Source organism: Staphylococcus equorum (assembly GCF_001747895.1).
Lineage (GTDB): Bacteria > Bacillota > Bacilli > Staphylococcales > Staphylococcaceae > Staphylococcus > Staphylococcus equorum_A.
In genome coordinates this window covers 202,927-217,534 of record NZ_LNNB01000009.1, presented here as the reverse complement: position 1 = coordinate 217,534, position 14,608 = coordinate 202,927, and the positions used below count along the sequence as shown (strand labels likewise).

Annotated in this window: 18 protein-coding genes and 1 riboswitch; all 18 genes read right to left on the bottom strand. The window is 30.4% G+C overall.

The features are described from left to right. Positions 1-15: 15 nt before the first annotated feature. Positions 16-1,107 (bottom strand): glycine cleavage system aminomethyltransferase GcvT, encoded by a 1,092-nt coding sequence (gcvT, locus tag AST02_RS02905; protein ID WP_069815524.1) that lies wholly within the window; start codon positions 1,105-1,107, stop codon positions 16-18. Positions 1,108-1,182: 75 nt separating this feature from the next. Next, positions 1,183-1,289: riboswitch (glycine riboswitch) on the bottom strand. Beyond that, positions 1,286-1,801: a shikimate kinase gene (locus AST02_RS02900; protein WP_046465421.1), complete on the bottom strand. Its 516-nt coding sequence runs from the start codon at positions 1,799-1,801 to the stop codon at positions 1,286-1,288. Its footprint overlaps the riboswitch before it by 4 nt. A 164-nt stretch (positions 1,802-1,965) precedes the next feature. Further along, positions 1,966-2,409 (bottom strand): competence type IV pilus minor pilin ComGF, encoded by a 444-nt coding sequence (comGF, locus tag AST02_RS02890; RefSeq protein WP_069815522.1) that lies wholly within the window; start codon positions 2,407-2,409, stop codon positions 1,966-1,968. After that, positions 2,381-2,680, bottom strand: coding sequence for a hypothetical protein (locus tag AST02_RS02885; RefSeq protein ID WP_069815520.1), 300 nt, complete (start codon positions 2,678-2,680; stop codon positions 2,381-2,383). The genes comGF and AST02_RS02885 overlap by 29 nt, the downstream gene beginning before the upstream one ends. Next, positions 2,667-3,068 carry a competence protein gene (locus tag AST02_RS02880; protein WP_256092380.1) on the bottom strand — a complete coding sequence of 134 codons (402 nt, stop codon included), beginning with the start codon at positions 3,066-3,068 and terminating at the stop codon, positions 2,667-2,669. Before AST02_RS02880 ends, AST02_RS02885 begins: the two co-directional genes overlap by 14 nt. A gap of 22 nt (positions 3,069-3,090) precedes the next feature. Beyond that, positions 3,091-3,408, bottom strand: coding sequence for a competence type IV pilus major pilin ComGC (comGC, locus tag AST02_RS02875; protein WP_081332954.1), 318 nt, complete (start codon positions 3,406-3,408; stop codon positions 3,091-3,093). Between the two features lie 24 nt (positions 3,409-3,432). Next, positions 3,433-4,500, bottom strand: a complete 1,068-nt coding sequence (gene comGB, locus AST02_RS02870; RefSeq protein WP_069815518.1) for a competence type IV pilus assembly protein ComGB — start codon at positions 4,498-4,500, stop codon at positions 3,433-3,435. Then, the gene (comGA, locus tag AST02_RS02865; protein ID WP_069815517.1) at positions 4,472-5,446 is read right to left on the bottom strand and encodes a competence type IV pilus ATPase ComGA; all 975 of its coding nucleotides are present in this window, start codon (positions 5,444-5,446) and stop codon (positions 4,472-4,474) included. The genes comGB and comGA overlap by 29 nt, the downstream gene beginning before the upstream one ends. 100 nt (positions 5,447-5,546) lie before the next feature. Continuing rightward, complete coding sequence (locus AST02_RS02860; RefSeq protein WP_046465428.1) at positions 5,547-6,170, bottom strand: MBL fold metallo-hydrolase; 624 nt, start codon at positions 6,168-6,170, stop codon at positions 5,547-5,549. 1 nt (position 6,171) lies between these two features. After that, positions 6,172-6,495 (bottom strand): MTH1187 family thiamine-binding protein, encoded by a 324-nt coding sequence (locus AST02_RS02855; RefSeq protein ID WP_069815516.1) that lies wholly within the window; start codon positions 6,493-6,495, stop codon positions 6,172-6,174. Next, positions 6,495-7,481: a glucokinase gene (locus AST02_RS02850; RefSeq protein WP_069815515.1), complete on the bottom strand. Its 987-nt coding sequence runs from the start codon at positions 7,479-7,481 to the stop codon at positions 6,495-6,497. Before AST02_RS02850 ends, AST02_RS02855 begins: the two co-directional genes overlap by 1 nt. Positions 7,482-7,994: 513 nt before the next feature. Beyond that, a complete protein-coding gene (locus tag AST02_RS02845; protein ID WP_046465431.1) occupies positions 7,995-8,177 on the bottom strand; it encodes a CsbD family protein in 183 nt (60 codons plus the stop codon). Positions 8,178-8,914: 737 nt separating this feature from the next. Further along, entirely contained in the window at positions 8,915-9,115 is a 201-nt protein-coding gene (locus AST02_RS02840; RefSeq protein WP_069815514.1) for a YqgQ family protein, read from the bottom strand. Further along, positions 9,099-10,556 carry a rhomboid family protein gene (locus AST02_RS02835; RefSeq protein WP_069815513.1) on the bottom strand — a complete coding sequence of 486 codons (1,458 nt, stop codon included), beginning with the start codon at positions 10,554-10,556 and terminating at the stop codon, positions 9,099-9,101. Before AST02_RS02835 ends, AST02_RS02840 begins: the two co-directional genes overlap by 17 nt. A gap of 14 nt (positions 10,557-10,570) precedes the next feature. Then, positions 10,571-11,110 carry a 5-formyltetrahydrofolate cyclo-ligase gene (locus AST02_RS02830; RefSeq protein WP_069815510.1) on the bottom strand — a complete coding sequence of 180 codons (540 nt, stop codon included), beginning with the start codon at positions 11,108-11,110 and terminating at the stop codon, positions 10,571-10,573. Between the two features lie 149 nt (positions 11,111-11,259). Then, positions 11,260-11,409: a 50S ribosomal protein L33 gene (gene rpmG, locus AST02_RS02825; RefSeq protein WP_002483181.1), complete on the bottom strand. Its 150-nt coding sequence runs from the start codon at positions 11,407-11,409 to the stop codon at positions 11,260-11,262. A 130-nt stretch (positions 11,410-11,539) separates the two neighbouring features. Then, positions 11,540-13,591 (bottom strand): peptidoglycan D,D-transpeptidase FtsI family protein, encoded by a 2,052-nt coding sequence (locus tag AST02_RS02820; RefSeq protein WP_069815508.1) that lies wholly within the window; start codon positions 13,589-13,591, stop codon positions 11,540-11,542. 122 nt (positions 13,592-13,713) lie between these two features. Next, positions 13,714-14,313 carry a superoxide dismutase gene (locus AST02_RS02815; protein ID WP_046465435.1) on the bottom strand — a complete coding sequence of 200 codons (600 nt, stop codon included), beginning with the start codon at positions 14,311-14,313 and terminating at the stop codon, positions 13,714-13,716. Positions 14,314-14,608: the final 295 nt, after the last annotated feature.

Genomic DNA, 14,608 nt, shown 5'->3' with positions numbered 1-14,608 from the left:
TAACACCCCTTTGGATTATTTAGTAATTTGGTTTTTCTTAACAATTTTAGCCTTAAGTTGCCTTTTTCTAACTTGTACAATCACTTCTTTACCCATTTCAAAAGCATCGCGATTGATTAAAGCTAACCCAATTGATTTACCACTTAATGGCGACTGTGTACCAGAAGTGATTTCACCAATTTCATGGCCATCTAAATCATAGACTGTGTAACCAGTTCTTGGAATGCCTTTGTCTATCATTTCTAAACCTACAGTTCTACGTTTAGAACCATTTTCTTTTTGATCTTTTAGTACACTTTTACCAATAAAGTCAGCTTCAATCAATGGTTTTGCAGCAAATGCGATACCAGCTTCATATGGTGTTATAGACTCTGTTAAGTCTTGACCATGTAGCGGCAGTCCAGCTTCAAGTCTTAACGTGTCTCTTGCACCTAGTCCACAAGGTTGTACATCGAATTCAAGAATTTTTTCCCACAAGTCAGGTGTATCTTCTGCATTACAATAAATTTCGAAGCCATCTTCACCTGTATAACCTGACTGTGAAAGGATTACATTCTTTCCAAAGAATTCAACGTTTTGTTTAAAATCAAAAGGTTTCATTTCTGCTACGTCAACGTTAACATGTTGTTTAACCAAATCACGTGCTTTCGGGCCTTGAATTGCTAATTGACCATAGTCATTTGATGCATTAATTACTTCTGCATCAAAATTTATAGCATTTTCTTTCATCCATTCAAAATCTTTATCTGTATTTCCAGCATTTACTACTAATAGATAAACTTTTTCATCTAATTTATAAGTAATTAAATCATCAATAATCCCACCATTTTCATTACATAGCGCGGTATATTGAGCTTTAGTAGTAGTTAAGTTTTCAATATCATTTGAAAGAAGATATTGTACTAATTTATCTGCTTCAGAACCTTTAATAATAATTTCTCCCATATGACTTACATCAAACAAGCCAATTTCAGTTCTTACTGCATTATGTTCTTCTTTTATACTTGAAAACTGAACTGGCATTGCCCAGCCACCAAATTCCACAATTTTAGCCCCGCTATCAACAAAATTTTGGTAAAGCGGTGTATGTTTAAGTTCGTTAGACATGAAGAAACCTCCTAAAAATTTTATAAAAAAAAACAGAGTAGACTAATCTACCCTGTTTATGACACTCCAGGAATGCGTCACAGTATTATCCTTTTGCCTGAGAGTTTCGTTAAACTTGCACCTTCGGCGATGGTCTAATGTTATATATAATATAACCTGCCATTCTCTCTAATACTGGTCATTCGCATGTTAACTCTTTCTTGATTTCTTTGTGTAAATCTGAAAGAGAATTACTACTATTCACTTTTATGAATGCGATTTCATTATATCTTGAAACCCTAGATGAATACAAGCTTTTTAAATCAAAAAGTGATTTATTATTAGCATTTGGTCTATTGCTATCATTCTTGATTCTATTGTAAACAATTGTCAAATCACAATCTAACCAAATAATTTTGGTTTGTTGTTTTAAAAAGTCAAATGACTTATCACTTTCTATAATGCCACCACCAGTAGAAATGATATCAAAACGATCCATACACTGTTTTAAATACTTATATTCTAGTGCTCGAAAACCACTTTCACCTAGTTGGTTAAAAATATTAGGAATTGTTTTGTTCTCTTGTTGAACGATATAGGCATCTAAATCGACATAAGTGAGGTGTTCAGCTTTAGCAAGATATTTACCTAAAGTTGTTTTGCCAGTACCCATAAATCCTATAAGGATTATTGGCTCTAAATTGTTATTTTTCAAAAATATCTTCCTTTTTTATAAATAAGTTAATTTGCTTTTCATAATAAGCTTCAATATTATCTAACGTTTTTAGCTGAACGCTAAATTGGAACGTGTAGTTTGTTATTAAAGATAAATATAGCATAAATATGACCATCACAAAAGGATATATATAGCCCGATATATTAAAAAAGTATTTGTTTTTCAAATGTCTTATCCTTATCAAATATTTTCAAGTTAACAAGTAAAGATTTATTTTTTAGTATTCGAAATTTTATCGCCTTTACGTTATTAAGTATTGTGATATTTCCCTTTCCATTAATAGACTTAATAATTTTATTATTTTTAAAGTTATAAGATATAAGTTTATTTTCCTCTTTAATCAAAAGTTGAGTCTCTTTTGATTTATCTATGATTATATTTGCCTTTTTATTCATTAAGTCTTGAGTTAAATCTCTCGCAAAAAATTCACTTTCTATATTTAGATGATCATTTGCTAGAAAACCCAAGGCTGTAGTCGATTTAAATATTCCAGGAATTATAGTTAGTAACAATACAGTTATCATTAATGCAAAAAGCATCTCGATATAAGTGAAAGCACTAATCTTTTTTATAATAGCAAATTTCATTTTTTGTTTCCTTTTTTATTATACAAATTTTATTCGCTTTGAGAGTTAAACTATAGCCATCCAAAATCAAACCTTTTTTCAATTCAGATTTGCTGTAGTTATGCATTGAAAGAAGTAGGATTCTTTTCATTTCTATTTCTGACAGTTTTTCTTTTGTAGATTGATTTAATTGTAATAACATTGGTAAAAACAATACACAGACCATAGTGATAATTGAGAAAGAAATAATAGCATCTAAAAATAAAGAAGCAGTGACATTATATTTTTTCAAATCTCATCCTTCCTTTTTCAATATGGAAAACAATTTTATATAAACGGTTATTTCTTGATAGGTAAAGAGTTCCAAATTTATTAGTATCACCATTTTTATCAAAGGTTAAATAATTCACATTTGTTCTAGGATGAATATAAGTATTATGAGTTAACTTTATAGGAGGATTTTCATGTTGGGGTTCTCTAACAATAATTTTTGATGAAAAAGTGTTGAATATTAAAGTAATTGGTTTATTATCTTTAATTGCTTTCGATTTTAAATAGTTAAATTGCATAATAAGATTCGTCATAGAATGATTATTTGATTGGAGTGAGGAAGCATTTATAGAGATGTGTCTTACTTGCAAAAATAATAACAAACTTATTATACCTAAAACCAATAGCATTTCTATATAAGTAAATGCCTTACTAGTTAGCAACTGCTTCACCATTATTTATTGAAATTGTGGAACCAGTTTTACATTGCTTTTGACTTTCATTAATATATCCTTCTGATACAAGATCATCAATTGATGTTGGCTTTTTATTATATTTTAATGAATAAGCTTCAATTTGGCTGTCTACCATTTTTAGTTGAGCTTCACAACCAGTAGCTTGTATATGTGATGACTGTTTTGCAATGTTAGGTAGGATTAAGATAAGCAATAAACTTATGATTAATAAAACAAGCAACATTTCAATAAGTGTAAACGCTTCTTTATTAAACTGTTTTTTAAGGTTTTTCAAAAAAATTATATGCCCCTTTCCTTTTCATTTTATTGTTTGCATTAAATCAAACATTGGTAACATAATAACGAGATATAAAGATATGATAAGAAAAGCTAATAATGTGAATATACAAGGTTGAATGAATTTTATGAGTTGTTGCAAATAACGTTCTATTTGTGCAATGACTATCTCGCTATATAATTTTAATTCTATTTCAACTCTACCTTTTTTCTCACCTTCTTCTATAAATTCTGTTAATCCTTTTTCAAAACAAGCGATGCTAGTTAAAATTTCACTGAGTGTTAATCCATTTTGTGTTCCGCGTGTTATTTGATCAGCTAAAAATTTTAAATATTTATCATCCTGTTGTTGAGCATAAATTCCCACTATTTTTTGTAAGTTCACACCATTTTTATAAAACAATGAGAATTCAGAGGCAATTCGATACGTTTTATAAAGTTTGAAAAATTTACGTATGATAGGTACTGCTAAAACAAACTTATGTTTATGCTGTATTGATAAAGTATTGTAATAAAGGATAAAGGCTATTGAGGTAATAAATAGAAATATAATGAGGTAAGTAATGAAGGTAGGAAAACAAACAATAAATGTCGATAAAAATAGTTGTAAAGTCGATATTTGGACATCCATATTGTTATATAAATTTTGAAATTCTGGAATAATAGTGTGATTTAGAACGATTAACATTGTTATAAAGATTGTTAATAATAGTAAAGGATATTGAAGTGTTTTAAATAACGCTTTTTTAGCATTATAATTTCTCGATAAATAATCATGTGCATGCGCTAAACTCATAGGTAAATCACTAAATAGCTCTGAGAAATAAATAAGCATCACAACAGGTTGCGGGTATTTTAATATGTGAAGTATTTGATGACAGTTTGCACCATTTTTTACTTCTTCTTCAATTAATGCGGTTACTTTAGGTGATTTAACTTTAATATGTTTTAATAAAAAGCTAAAGGCTTCAGAAAGTGTGAATCCATGTTCTAGTAAATCTTTTAATCTTATTAAAAGTTCTATTTGATTTTTCTCGGTTATTATCTTATATTTAGGTGTTTTAAATATAGCGATCAACTGTTTCTTCACATATCACACCTTCTTTAGACATTTGGTTTAAATGAAAGGATAAATTATGAAAATGCTTCGGTAATGTGTAATCATTATTAAAAAAATAACTTATATCATGTTGTAGTAACTGTTCATAAATCAATTTTCTTTCACTGTTATACGTTGTAATCAGTCTTTGGTTTAATACACTCAAAATAGATTGATTAATTTCTTGTTTGGTTATGCCCATTTCTAATAATCTTAATAACGCGCCCTTACAATTGTTAGCATGTATTGTAGTAAGTACCAAGTGACCACTTAAACTTGCTTGTATTACATATTTTGCTATTGTAGAATCTCTAACTTCACCAATAAGTATAATGTCTGGATCACACCTTAGTATCGCTTTAAAAGAACTCTCATAATTAATACCTGCTTTTTCATTGATAGAAACTTGAGTAATACCCTCAACTAACTGTTCCACCGGATCTTCCACTGTTATGATATTTAAGCCTAACTTTTCTTTTGCATATATAACCATATGATACATTAACGTGCTTTTACCAGATCCAGTTGGACCACTAAACAATATTAAACCTTGCTTTTTATTCATTAATGTATACAATTTTTCAATATTATGGGAGATACTTTGCTTTTGAAAGTATTGAGGAATGATTCTAACGACACAACTTTCATTACCGAGAGACAATGGTAACGTTGAGATTCTTAAATAAAATATTTGTTTTAGTTTATATATGTATCTTCCACTTTGTGCCGAATTATGTTTTGATACATCTAATCCAGCTTGATATTTCATATAAGTAAGCAGTTTTCTATAAACATGTATCTGAATCGACTCAATAAAAGTTAGATCATCCTGAATTCTAAATTTGATATGCACTTCCTTTTCAGAAGGTATAAAGTGTATATCAGTAGCATTGCTCTGAATTGCTTTCTCAAGTATGTTATTAAATAATAACTTCAAAAAATCACCTCCTACTTATAAACACGTAGGAGGTGATAGAATTACTTTACTTATTTTATTTTTCAATCATTTTTATAATCTTAATTGAGATGACGATACATTAACCGTGTAGATATGGATTTAATTGCTCATCCTCTACTGTAGTGTGCGGCCCATGACCTGGGAATAATGGTAAATCATCGTCTAGTTTGAACAATTTATCTAATATTGAATTAACTAAAGTTTCATAATCACCTTTATATAAATCAGTTCTGCCTATACCTTGATTGAATAAAGTATCACCAACAACTGCAAATTCATTAAAGACGAATGACAAACTACCTGGAGAATGTCCTGGTGTGTGAAGGACTTCGAAATTAAAGTCAGCGATTTGCATTTTACCTTCTTTAAGTTCTATTGGTGTTGCTTTGCTTTTTATAATTGGCATGCCATATTGTTTGAACTTTTCAGAACCATTTTTTTCTGTATTTGTTAAAAAATCAAATTCTGATTTATGCATATAGACTGGCACATCATATTTTTTTACAATATCATCTAAAGCACCAATATGATCAAAATGTGCATGTGTTAACAATACCGCTTTTAGTGATTTATTAATTTGATTTAGTTTTTTAATAATTAACTCGCTATCACTAGCAGGATCTACTAAAATGACTTGCTTATCATTTTCAATAAAATATGCATTTGTATCAACTAAACCTAAACTTAAACTCGAAATCCTCACCCTAGTTGCCTCCATTTTCCAAATGATTTTGGACAGCTTTCACTTTATCATTCATTTTGCGAGACTTATCACGACGATCATCAATCCTTACATTCGTACAGACACGGTCTAAGCCTTTATCAAAAGGTAATTCATGAATTGCTTGAACAACCTCAAATAAATCTTTTAAGTCACCTTCGATTAAAGTGTTCATAGGAGTCAATTGATAATCTATTTTGCCTTGCGCTTTAAATTCTTTTAATTTTGTTTGTATTTCTGCAATATATTTACTAACACTCGGACCATCTGTACCAACTGGTATAACAACTACATCAACAATAGCCATTATTTAACACCATCCTTTTCAATTATATAAGTATAAATTAACCCGGCTGCTCCGGTAATACCAGCATCATTTCCAAGTTGTGCTTGAACGATTTCTGTACCTTGTTGTGCGGGTGTAAATGTTAAATTATGATACTCTGTTTTAATATTTTCAATTAATATCAAACCAGCAGTGGACATGCCACCACCTAAAACAATATATTTAGGATTACTTGTAACGCTAATAATACTACATAGGTAGGCAATATAATTTGCTACACGTTCAGTAATGAAAATACAGAATTGATCTCCAGCCTTAGCCGCATCGAATACTGCTTTTGCACTTACTTCATTATCTTTAATTAACTGCAAAATTGATGATTTAAACGTTAATTTAGGATAATAAAAATTGACTAAATTAACTACACCGGTTGCAGAGGCTACGGTTTCAATACAACCTGACTTGCCGCAATTACAACGGAAACGCTGATCATGATCTACTCTAAAGTGTCCAATCTCTGCGCCAGAACCGTTATGACCGTGTACAATCTCTCCATTAGAAATAATACCGCCACCTAATCCAGTTCCTAGTGTTATAGCCACAACATCATCTGAGCCATTTCCAGCGCCTTTATGTTTTTCACCTAAGGCTGCAACGTTCGCATCATTATCAACGTAAACTGGACAATCTACAAATTGTTGGAATATATGTCGTACATTAACACTTTCAGTCCAATATAAATTAACTGCTCCATTTACTTCGCCCGTTTCGAAATTCACTGGGCCAGGGACACCTATGCCGATACCGATGACGTTTGAAAAAGCATATTCAGATTCATCTATGTAATTTACGAAAGAATCATAAACTTTTTTTAGTAGTAAATAGCCAGTAGCATCAGACGTATCAGTATCAATTGACCATTTTGCTAAGCGATCAAGATTTTCGTCAAAAGCACCTAATTTACATGTTGTTCCACCAATATCTGCTGCTAATATGATTTTATTCATTAATTTATTCATCCTTCTCTATTTTTTTGAAAGGGTTTGCTGTCTTTCACTGTAGTTCAAAAATGCTTATATATCAAGGGTTTTGGAGATTTTACACCAATATATAATTCATGTTTTTTCACCGTTTTTAAAATAACCCACCCTTTATACCCTTAAAATATTGCAAGATATTTCCTTATATACATTTTAATCTTAATCAATTCTCAATTGCAATTATAACGAACAAAACCTATCTATCTAAATAAGACTTCCTAATATATATCATTCCTTATAAACAAAATAGTTGCTGATATGCATTTCCATTCGTATATAACCTTTTACAAAATAACTATCTTCTATTGCTCAATATGAGTCTTTCTTTCATATTCTAATACTGTATTTGTTAAATCTCATACGTTGATTTAGCGTTGTAGTAAATCTATGCAAGAACTTTAACATAACAAAGAGGTAGACACTTAAAGTGACTACCTCTTTGTTAAATGTATGACAAGTACAATTCATATTAATCAAAAATTATTTTTTGAATTTATCAACGATATCATTAACTTTATCTTTTGCATTTTCTGCGACTTCTTTGACCTTACCAGAAGCTTTATCTTCTTTACCTTCTTTTTCTAACTCATCATTTCCAATTGCGTTTCCAGCCGTTTCTTTCACATTACCTTTAAATTGATCAAATTTACTTTCGTCTGCCATGAGACGCACCTCCATTAAATAATTTAACCAAACATCACTACTATTATAATATTATTTTATCTTATTTTCTGCAACTAATTTAAATAAAAATAGTAGACATAATGTACTGTACTACCTTATAAATTATAACAAGGGCAACATACATAGGTGCACCACCAATATGTCTGAAGTATTTGTCATATTATAAGTTACAATCCATGGTACGCCTACCACTTACTATTAATAAAATAGCTCATTTACGGTTGAGCCGCGAAGACCTTATATTGAATCATCTGATTTTTTAAGGAGAGAATCGGAATGTCGACAGAAAAAATTCAAGTATAAACAAGACGATATAAAATATTGCTATTACGTGAAACTTAAAGCCCCATACGTAGACAAATGGCAATATATGAGTATTGTTTTAAATAAAAATACTAAAGCCTCTCAAAAAGAGGATGTGTTGAAATTAGGAATACGTAAGAAGTTACATTATCTACATTCAACCCACTTATATTAATTCACTTGTAGAAACGCACATTTCACTTTAAACATTATGGAACGTGTTGGGTTTGCAGGCGAAATACAACGTCATAAATATATACTTCTATTTCATGAAAAATAGACAAACCTTTGATTAACAAACATATCTCATTAGAAAATCCGCACTTTTCTATCCTTTTTAATACTTAAAACAAAATATCCCCCTGTAAACACAATAGTTACAGGGGGATATTTTGTTTTATTTATTTATTTATTTATTTATTTATTCTTCTTTGATTAATAATTAATATGCATTTCAAATATTCATCATTTGTTAATAATTTATAATCGTACAATGATTTTATTTCTTGTTCCATCATTTCATACATATCATTTTTGTCTTTAAAATATATAATAAAGCCAAACTTTTTTAAAAGCTGAAGTACATCATAAAAATTATTAATCTTTTGATTCACTATTATCGCTCAATTCTTTATTTAAATTAATATAATCATTATTGCTTGGATCTGCCTTTAGTGCAGCTTTTATATATTCTTTTGCTTTATCATCATCTTCAAGAGACCTACTTGCAATCGCTAGTTGATAATTTAATAGACCGGAGTCAGGAAAATACCTTAGGCCTCTTTTCCAACTTGCAACACCTTCAGATTTTGAGTTTAGAGTTGCATTGATGAGTCCATGCAGATAATACGTTTCATCATCTGCATAGTTCTTATCTATCGTATCTTCAACCATATCTTTGGCTTCATTATATTGTCCTTGCTTCATTTCATTCGAAATAATTGTATTATATATGTTATCTTCATTAATCGTAAAAATACGAATTTGTGCTGCAATAAATAATACAAGCATAAGAATTAATAAAAACCAAAAACGATTTTGATTTGTTTTATAATAGTGGCCAATTAATGTAATTAATAGACCACCTGCAAAGCCACCTATGTGTGCGACAATGTTAATATTTTGCATAAATAAGGATAACCCTATCATTATTACAAGAACAATAAGCAACTGACCGATAAGCTTACGATTAAACTGTTTACCTACATACATAAATCCAAATATAGCACCAATCAATCCGAATATTGCACCACTTGCACCTGCAGAAACAGTGTCAATATTGAATGACAATGATGCAAAGTTACCAAATAGTCCAGCAACAATGTAGATGACAAACATTCGCCAATGACCTACGATTGATTCTACAATTTTACCAAAAATGAACAAACTTAGCATATTCATTAAAATATGTTCAAAATCGTAATGTAAAAATATAGATGAAATCAATCTATACCATTCACCATGCACAACATTAAAGTGCACAAGTCCACCTACATCTAACATTTTCAAATCTGAAAAACGATTTAAAAACAGTACCATTGCAAGCCAGATAATAATATTGATTGCAATTAATGTGTAGGTCACAGGAGAAAACTTCAACATATGTTTTTCAATGGGATTATTATTTAACGCTCGTTGTTTATATTGATATTTGGTAAGTTTAGTATCTCTATTATAAATTTTCTTCATTATGAAATTCGGCATAATTCTTTCAGCGTGACTTGCTTCTCTAATAATTTTCACTTTAAATTTAAGTGGTTGTAATTCATTTAAATTTTCATCAGTAAAAGCTTTATCCGTGAATATGTATAATTCATAATTTTTAGGTGAAAAATCTAAAAATGAAACGATATTCTCTTCGTTTTCTTGAATCCTACTTTTAGCAAACCTAACTTCTTGAGTGGAATTAGCACCAAATTCAAAGATAGCAACAGACTGTTTTTTCTTGTTTGCTAACCAAATTTCACTATCATCTTGATTACGATGAACAACATGATAATTAAAATATTTAATCCAAGTGTAGATACACTTCCAATAATGTTTTTCTGTAATCATTTCTGCCTCCATAATTAAGTTGTTGCTATTATTAATTTTTCAACGGGCTGATCATGTGATTCAACCTCAAAGTCACCAAGTTGGAAGTCATAAAGCAAACTTATCGTTGGTTGTGTATTTTGACTTAAAAACTTATCAAAATATCCACCACCGTATCCAATGCGATATCCACTATGATTAAATACCACGCCAGGTACAATTAATAAATCTAATTGATTTGAAATTTCCGTATCAGCCTCCACATGATTAATACCTTTATCATCTGGTCCAATATGGTCAAGTTTATCTACATGTTTAAATGTCATTTCTTTACTTTGATAATTTGTTTCAGGTACAAAAACAGTCTTACCTTCAGTAAGCATTTGCTCAATAATAGCATATGTATTTACTTCATGTGGCATAGATAATACAACGCCTACACGCTTAGCTGATTTATATTCACTCGTATCAAATAAATGGTGAGCAAGATATTCATCTGAAACTTGTTTATGGTCATTAGACATAAAAGATTTCATTAATTCAATTTTATCTTGGCGTAATACTTTTTTACTCATAACATACACCTTCCCGTTAATTATACTTCTGTTATTATAACGTTAATGAATTACAATGTCATTAAACTGCAATTTTTAAAAAATAATTAATGTAGTCTTCCAAAAAAAATAACCAGATTCTATTAAAAGAATCTGGTTCAAAATATAAATTATTTTGTTTCACGGTGCATAGTGTGTTTGTTGTCACGAGCACAATGTTTTTTCATTTCTATACGTTCAGGATTAGTACGTTTATTTTTTGTAGTAATGTAGTTTCTTTCTCCACATTCAGTACAAGCTAGAGTTACGTTTACGCGCATGCTAATTCCTCCTTACCTTTTCAAAATACGACCTACTAATCATACCATTTAGTTATAAAATTGAAAAGTATTAATTTTTCAATAAACACCACTATGTCGGTATTTTTAATAAATAGTGCCTTAAAATGATTTAATCTTTGTCTTTTTCTTTAAAATAATAGTTTATAACATCTTTACCTAAATCTCCGCCATTTAACCAAGGTTCAGGCACGGGTTGATTGGTATATACGATTGAAAATGCTAATTGTGGATTTTCAATTGGTGCATAGCCAACATATGTTGCGTTTACTTTAGGATCGCCATCTTGGAATACTTCGGCTGTTCCTGTTTTACCTGCAGAAGGCACTTCAGTATCATTAAAGCTTTCATATCCTGTTCCTTCTACTTCATTAAAGGCCATTTCAAATCCTTCTTGCACTTGGTTAACTTCCTCTTCAGTGTTATTAACCTTGTTAAGCACATCGCCTTTGAATTTCTCTTTTACTGGACCAAGTGTGTCTTTATTAGTAGCATCTCTTACTTCTAATCCGATATGTGGTTGTACTCTATAACCATCGTTAGCAATGGTAGAAACGTATTGTGATAATTGTAACGGTGTATATGTGTCGTACTGACCAATTGCTAAATCTAAGAAGTTACCTGGATTATCAGTTAAAGGTTCAATTTGTCCACTTGTCTCATTAGGTAAATCAATACCTGTTTTAACTCCTAAACCAACTTGGTTTAAACCTTTACGCAATTTTTGACCCGCTTCTGAAATATCTGAAGGCAATGTCATGTTTGGTGTATATGCAGATCCAGCGATTTTCAATGCTGTTTTAAACATATAAACGTTGGAAGAATGCATCAATGCTTCTTTATCATTAATAGTCACTTTACCATCTTGGTTAAAGTAAGAACTTTTCTTAAGTCCGCCAGCAAATTCTAATGGTTGGTCGACCATCTCATCGCCTACCTCAATTGCATTGTTTTGGTATCCGGCTAACAGTGTACCACCTTTTATAGAAGAACCTACTGCATATTGTGAAGTGAATGTTCCGATATCATAATCTGTTAAATCGCCATTCTTATCAATTTGTTTACCTGCCATTGCTAAGACATCGCCATTGTTTGGATTTTGGACTACAATCATAGCATTATCCATATCTTTAGCGCCTTCACTACGCAATTTGTCAATTTGTTTTTCTAGATAATCTTCAGTTTTTTTCTGGAGTTCTATATCGATACTAAGAACTAAATCATCACCACGTGAGCCTGGATTTATAACTTTCGAGTCAATAACATCTCCAGATTTATCCGTAGTATATTTCATTTCTTTCTTCTTACCTTTTAGAATGTCATCATATTGATATTCTAAATAAGATTTACCTACTCGATCATTACGTGAATACCCTTTAGATAAATACTTTTCTGTTAATTCTTTTGGTATTCCTTCTTCACTTGTAGAAACGTCACCAAATATACCTCTCAACGTATCATCATATGGGTATTTTCTATCCCAATCCATTGTAGTATTGACTCCTGGTAATTCTGATAATTTTTGAGATACTGCTGCATATTCTTCGTCACTAACGTCTTCGTTTTTAATCATTTGTGGATCTAAAGCCGATCCAGACATCATTTCTCGATAAATAGATAGTATCTGCAAATCTTCATCAGTTAATGTATCGGTTTGTTTAGCACCAATCTTTTTATACAATGATTCATCATAATCATCTTGAGAAATACTGCCATCTTCTAATAATGCTTGTTCTTCTTTCATCAAATCTTCAGCTTTATTAGGGTGAATTTGAATCCAATAATCTTGCTTATCTCTGTCTGTAATTTTATCTGTATCCATTTCTATTAAGCGAGACAAGTCTTTAGCAATTTTTAAAACTTCTGATTGGGATGTTTTTCTGCCTCTTGCATATGTAATCGCCTTTTTAGATGCATTATCAACGAGAACTTTACCGTTTCTATCTAAAATTCGGCCTCTTGGCACAGCTTCATTAACAGTTAAATTTTCACTATTTTTAATAAGCTGTTCATAATGAGATCCTTCAGCAATTTGTAAATAACCCAATCTTAAAACAATTACTGCGAAAATGAATACAATAACACCAAAAATAAAACTAATTCTTTTATTCATTGTATTTCTAATCTTTTCATCATTTGATTTTTCTTTTAGTCTTTTTAGCAAAACAACATACCTCTATTCAAAAGTTCTCACTACAAATGATATATGAAATCAGACAATATTTCTATTATTTTAGTTAAAAAAAATGACGACCTTTGAAAAGGCCGTCATAATCGCCTGCTTAATTATTTAGCAGCGTTATATAATTCGTCAACTTTTTCCCAATTTACAACGTTCCAGAATGCACTAATATAGTCTGGACGTTTGTTTTGGTATTTAAGGTAATAAGCATGTTCCCAAACATCTAAGCCTAGGATAGGTGTTTTACCTTCAGTTAATGGGTTGTCTTGGTTAGGTGTAGTAACGATTTCTAATTTGCCATCGTTTACAACAAGCCATGCCCAACCTGAACCGAAACGTGCTGCAGCTTGGTTAGCAAACTCTTCTTTGAATGCATCTAAAGAACCCCATTGTTCTTTAATTTTATCAACAACAGTACCTTTTTCTTCAGAGTTTGGAGTTAATAATTCCCAGAATAATGAATGGTTTAAGTGTCCTCCACCATTATTACGAACAGCTGTTTGAATGTTTTCTGGTACACTGTCTAAGTTTGCAACAATTTCTTCGATTGATTTAGATTCTAAATCAGTTCCTTCAACTGCAGCGTTTAATTTAGTTACATAAGTGTTATGGTGTTTGTCATGGTGAATCTCCATTGTTTGTTGATCAATGTGTGGTTCCAATGCATCAAAACCATAAGGTAAGTTTGGTAATTCAAAAGCCATAAATAATCATCCTCCTAATTAATCTTAAATAAAGCATAACAAGTTATATTAATGACAACAATTAATATGCTTGTGAAAGCAATACATATAGTCATAAAATACTATTTGTCATCTTTAGTTCCTTTATTAGTATATCTCAAATCAGACCTATTTAAACATCTTTGACGAACTATTTTAAAAATTCAATTTAATTCATACTAACGGCCTATGTTTAATCAACTCATTTTTAGTAGAAAGAATTATTTTGTGATGTTTTACAAGTTATAGAATAATGTTTTTTTTGTATGCTGTTCTA

Bases quoted from the DNA above. Each gene is read 5' to 3' on its own strand.
- AST02_RS02880 (WP_256092380.1), bottom strand. From the start codon at position 3,068: ATGCTATTGGTTTTAGGTATAATAAGTTTGTTATTATTTTTGCAAGTA.
- AST02_RS02830 (WP_069815510.1), bottom strand. From the start codon at position 11,110: ATGAGTAAAAAAGTATTACGCCAAGATAAAATTGAATTAATGAAATCT.
- AST02_RS02835 (WP_069815513.1), bottom strand. From the start codon at position 10,556: ATGATTACAGAAAAACATTATTGGAAGTGTATCTACACTTGGATTAAA.
- rpmG (WP_002483181.1), bottom strand. From the start codon at position 11,409: ATGCGCGTAAACGTAACTCTAGCTTGTACTGAATGTGGAGAAAGAAAC.
- AST02_RS02850 (WP_069815515.1), bottom strand. From the start codon at position 7,481: ATGAATAAAATCATATTAGCAGCAGATATTGGTGGAACAACATGTAAA.
- AST02_RS02815 (WP_046465435.1), bottom strand. From the start codon at position 14,313: ATGGCTTTTGAATTACCAAACTTACCTTATGGTTTTGATGCATTGGAA.
- comGF (WP_069815522.1), bottom strand. From the start codon at position 2,409: ATGAAATTTGCTATTATAAAAAAGATTAGTGCTTTCACTTATATCGAG.
- gcvT (WP_069815524.1), bottom strand. From the start codon at position 1,107: ATGTCTAACGAACTTAAACATACACCGCTTTACCAAAATTTTGTTGAT.
- AST02_RS02855 (WP_069815516.1), bottom strand. From the start codon at position 6,495: ATGGCTATTGTTGATGTAGTTGTTATACCAGTTGGTACAGATGGTCCG.
- AST02_RS02845 (WP_046465431.1), bottom strand. From the start codon at position 8,177: ATGGCAGACGAAAGTAAATTTGATCAATTTAAAGGTAATGTGAAAGAA.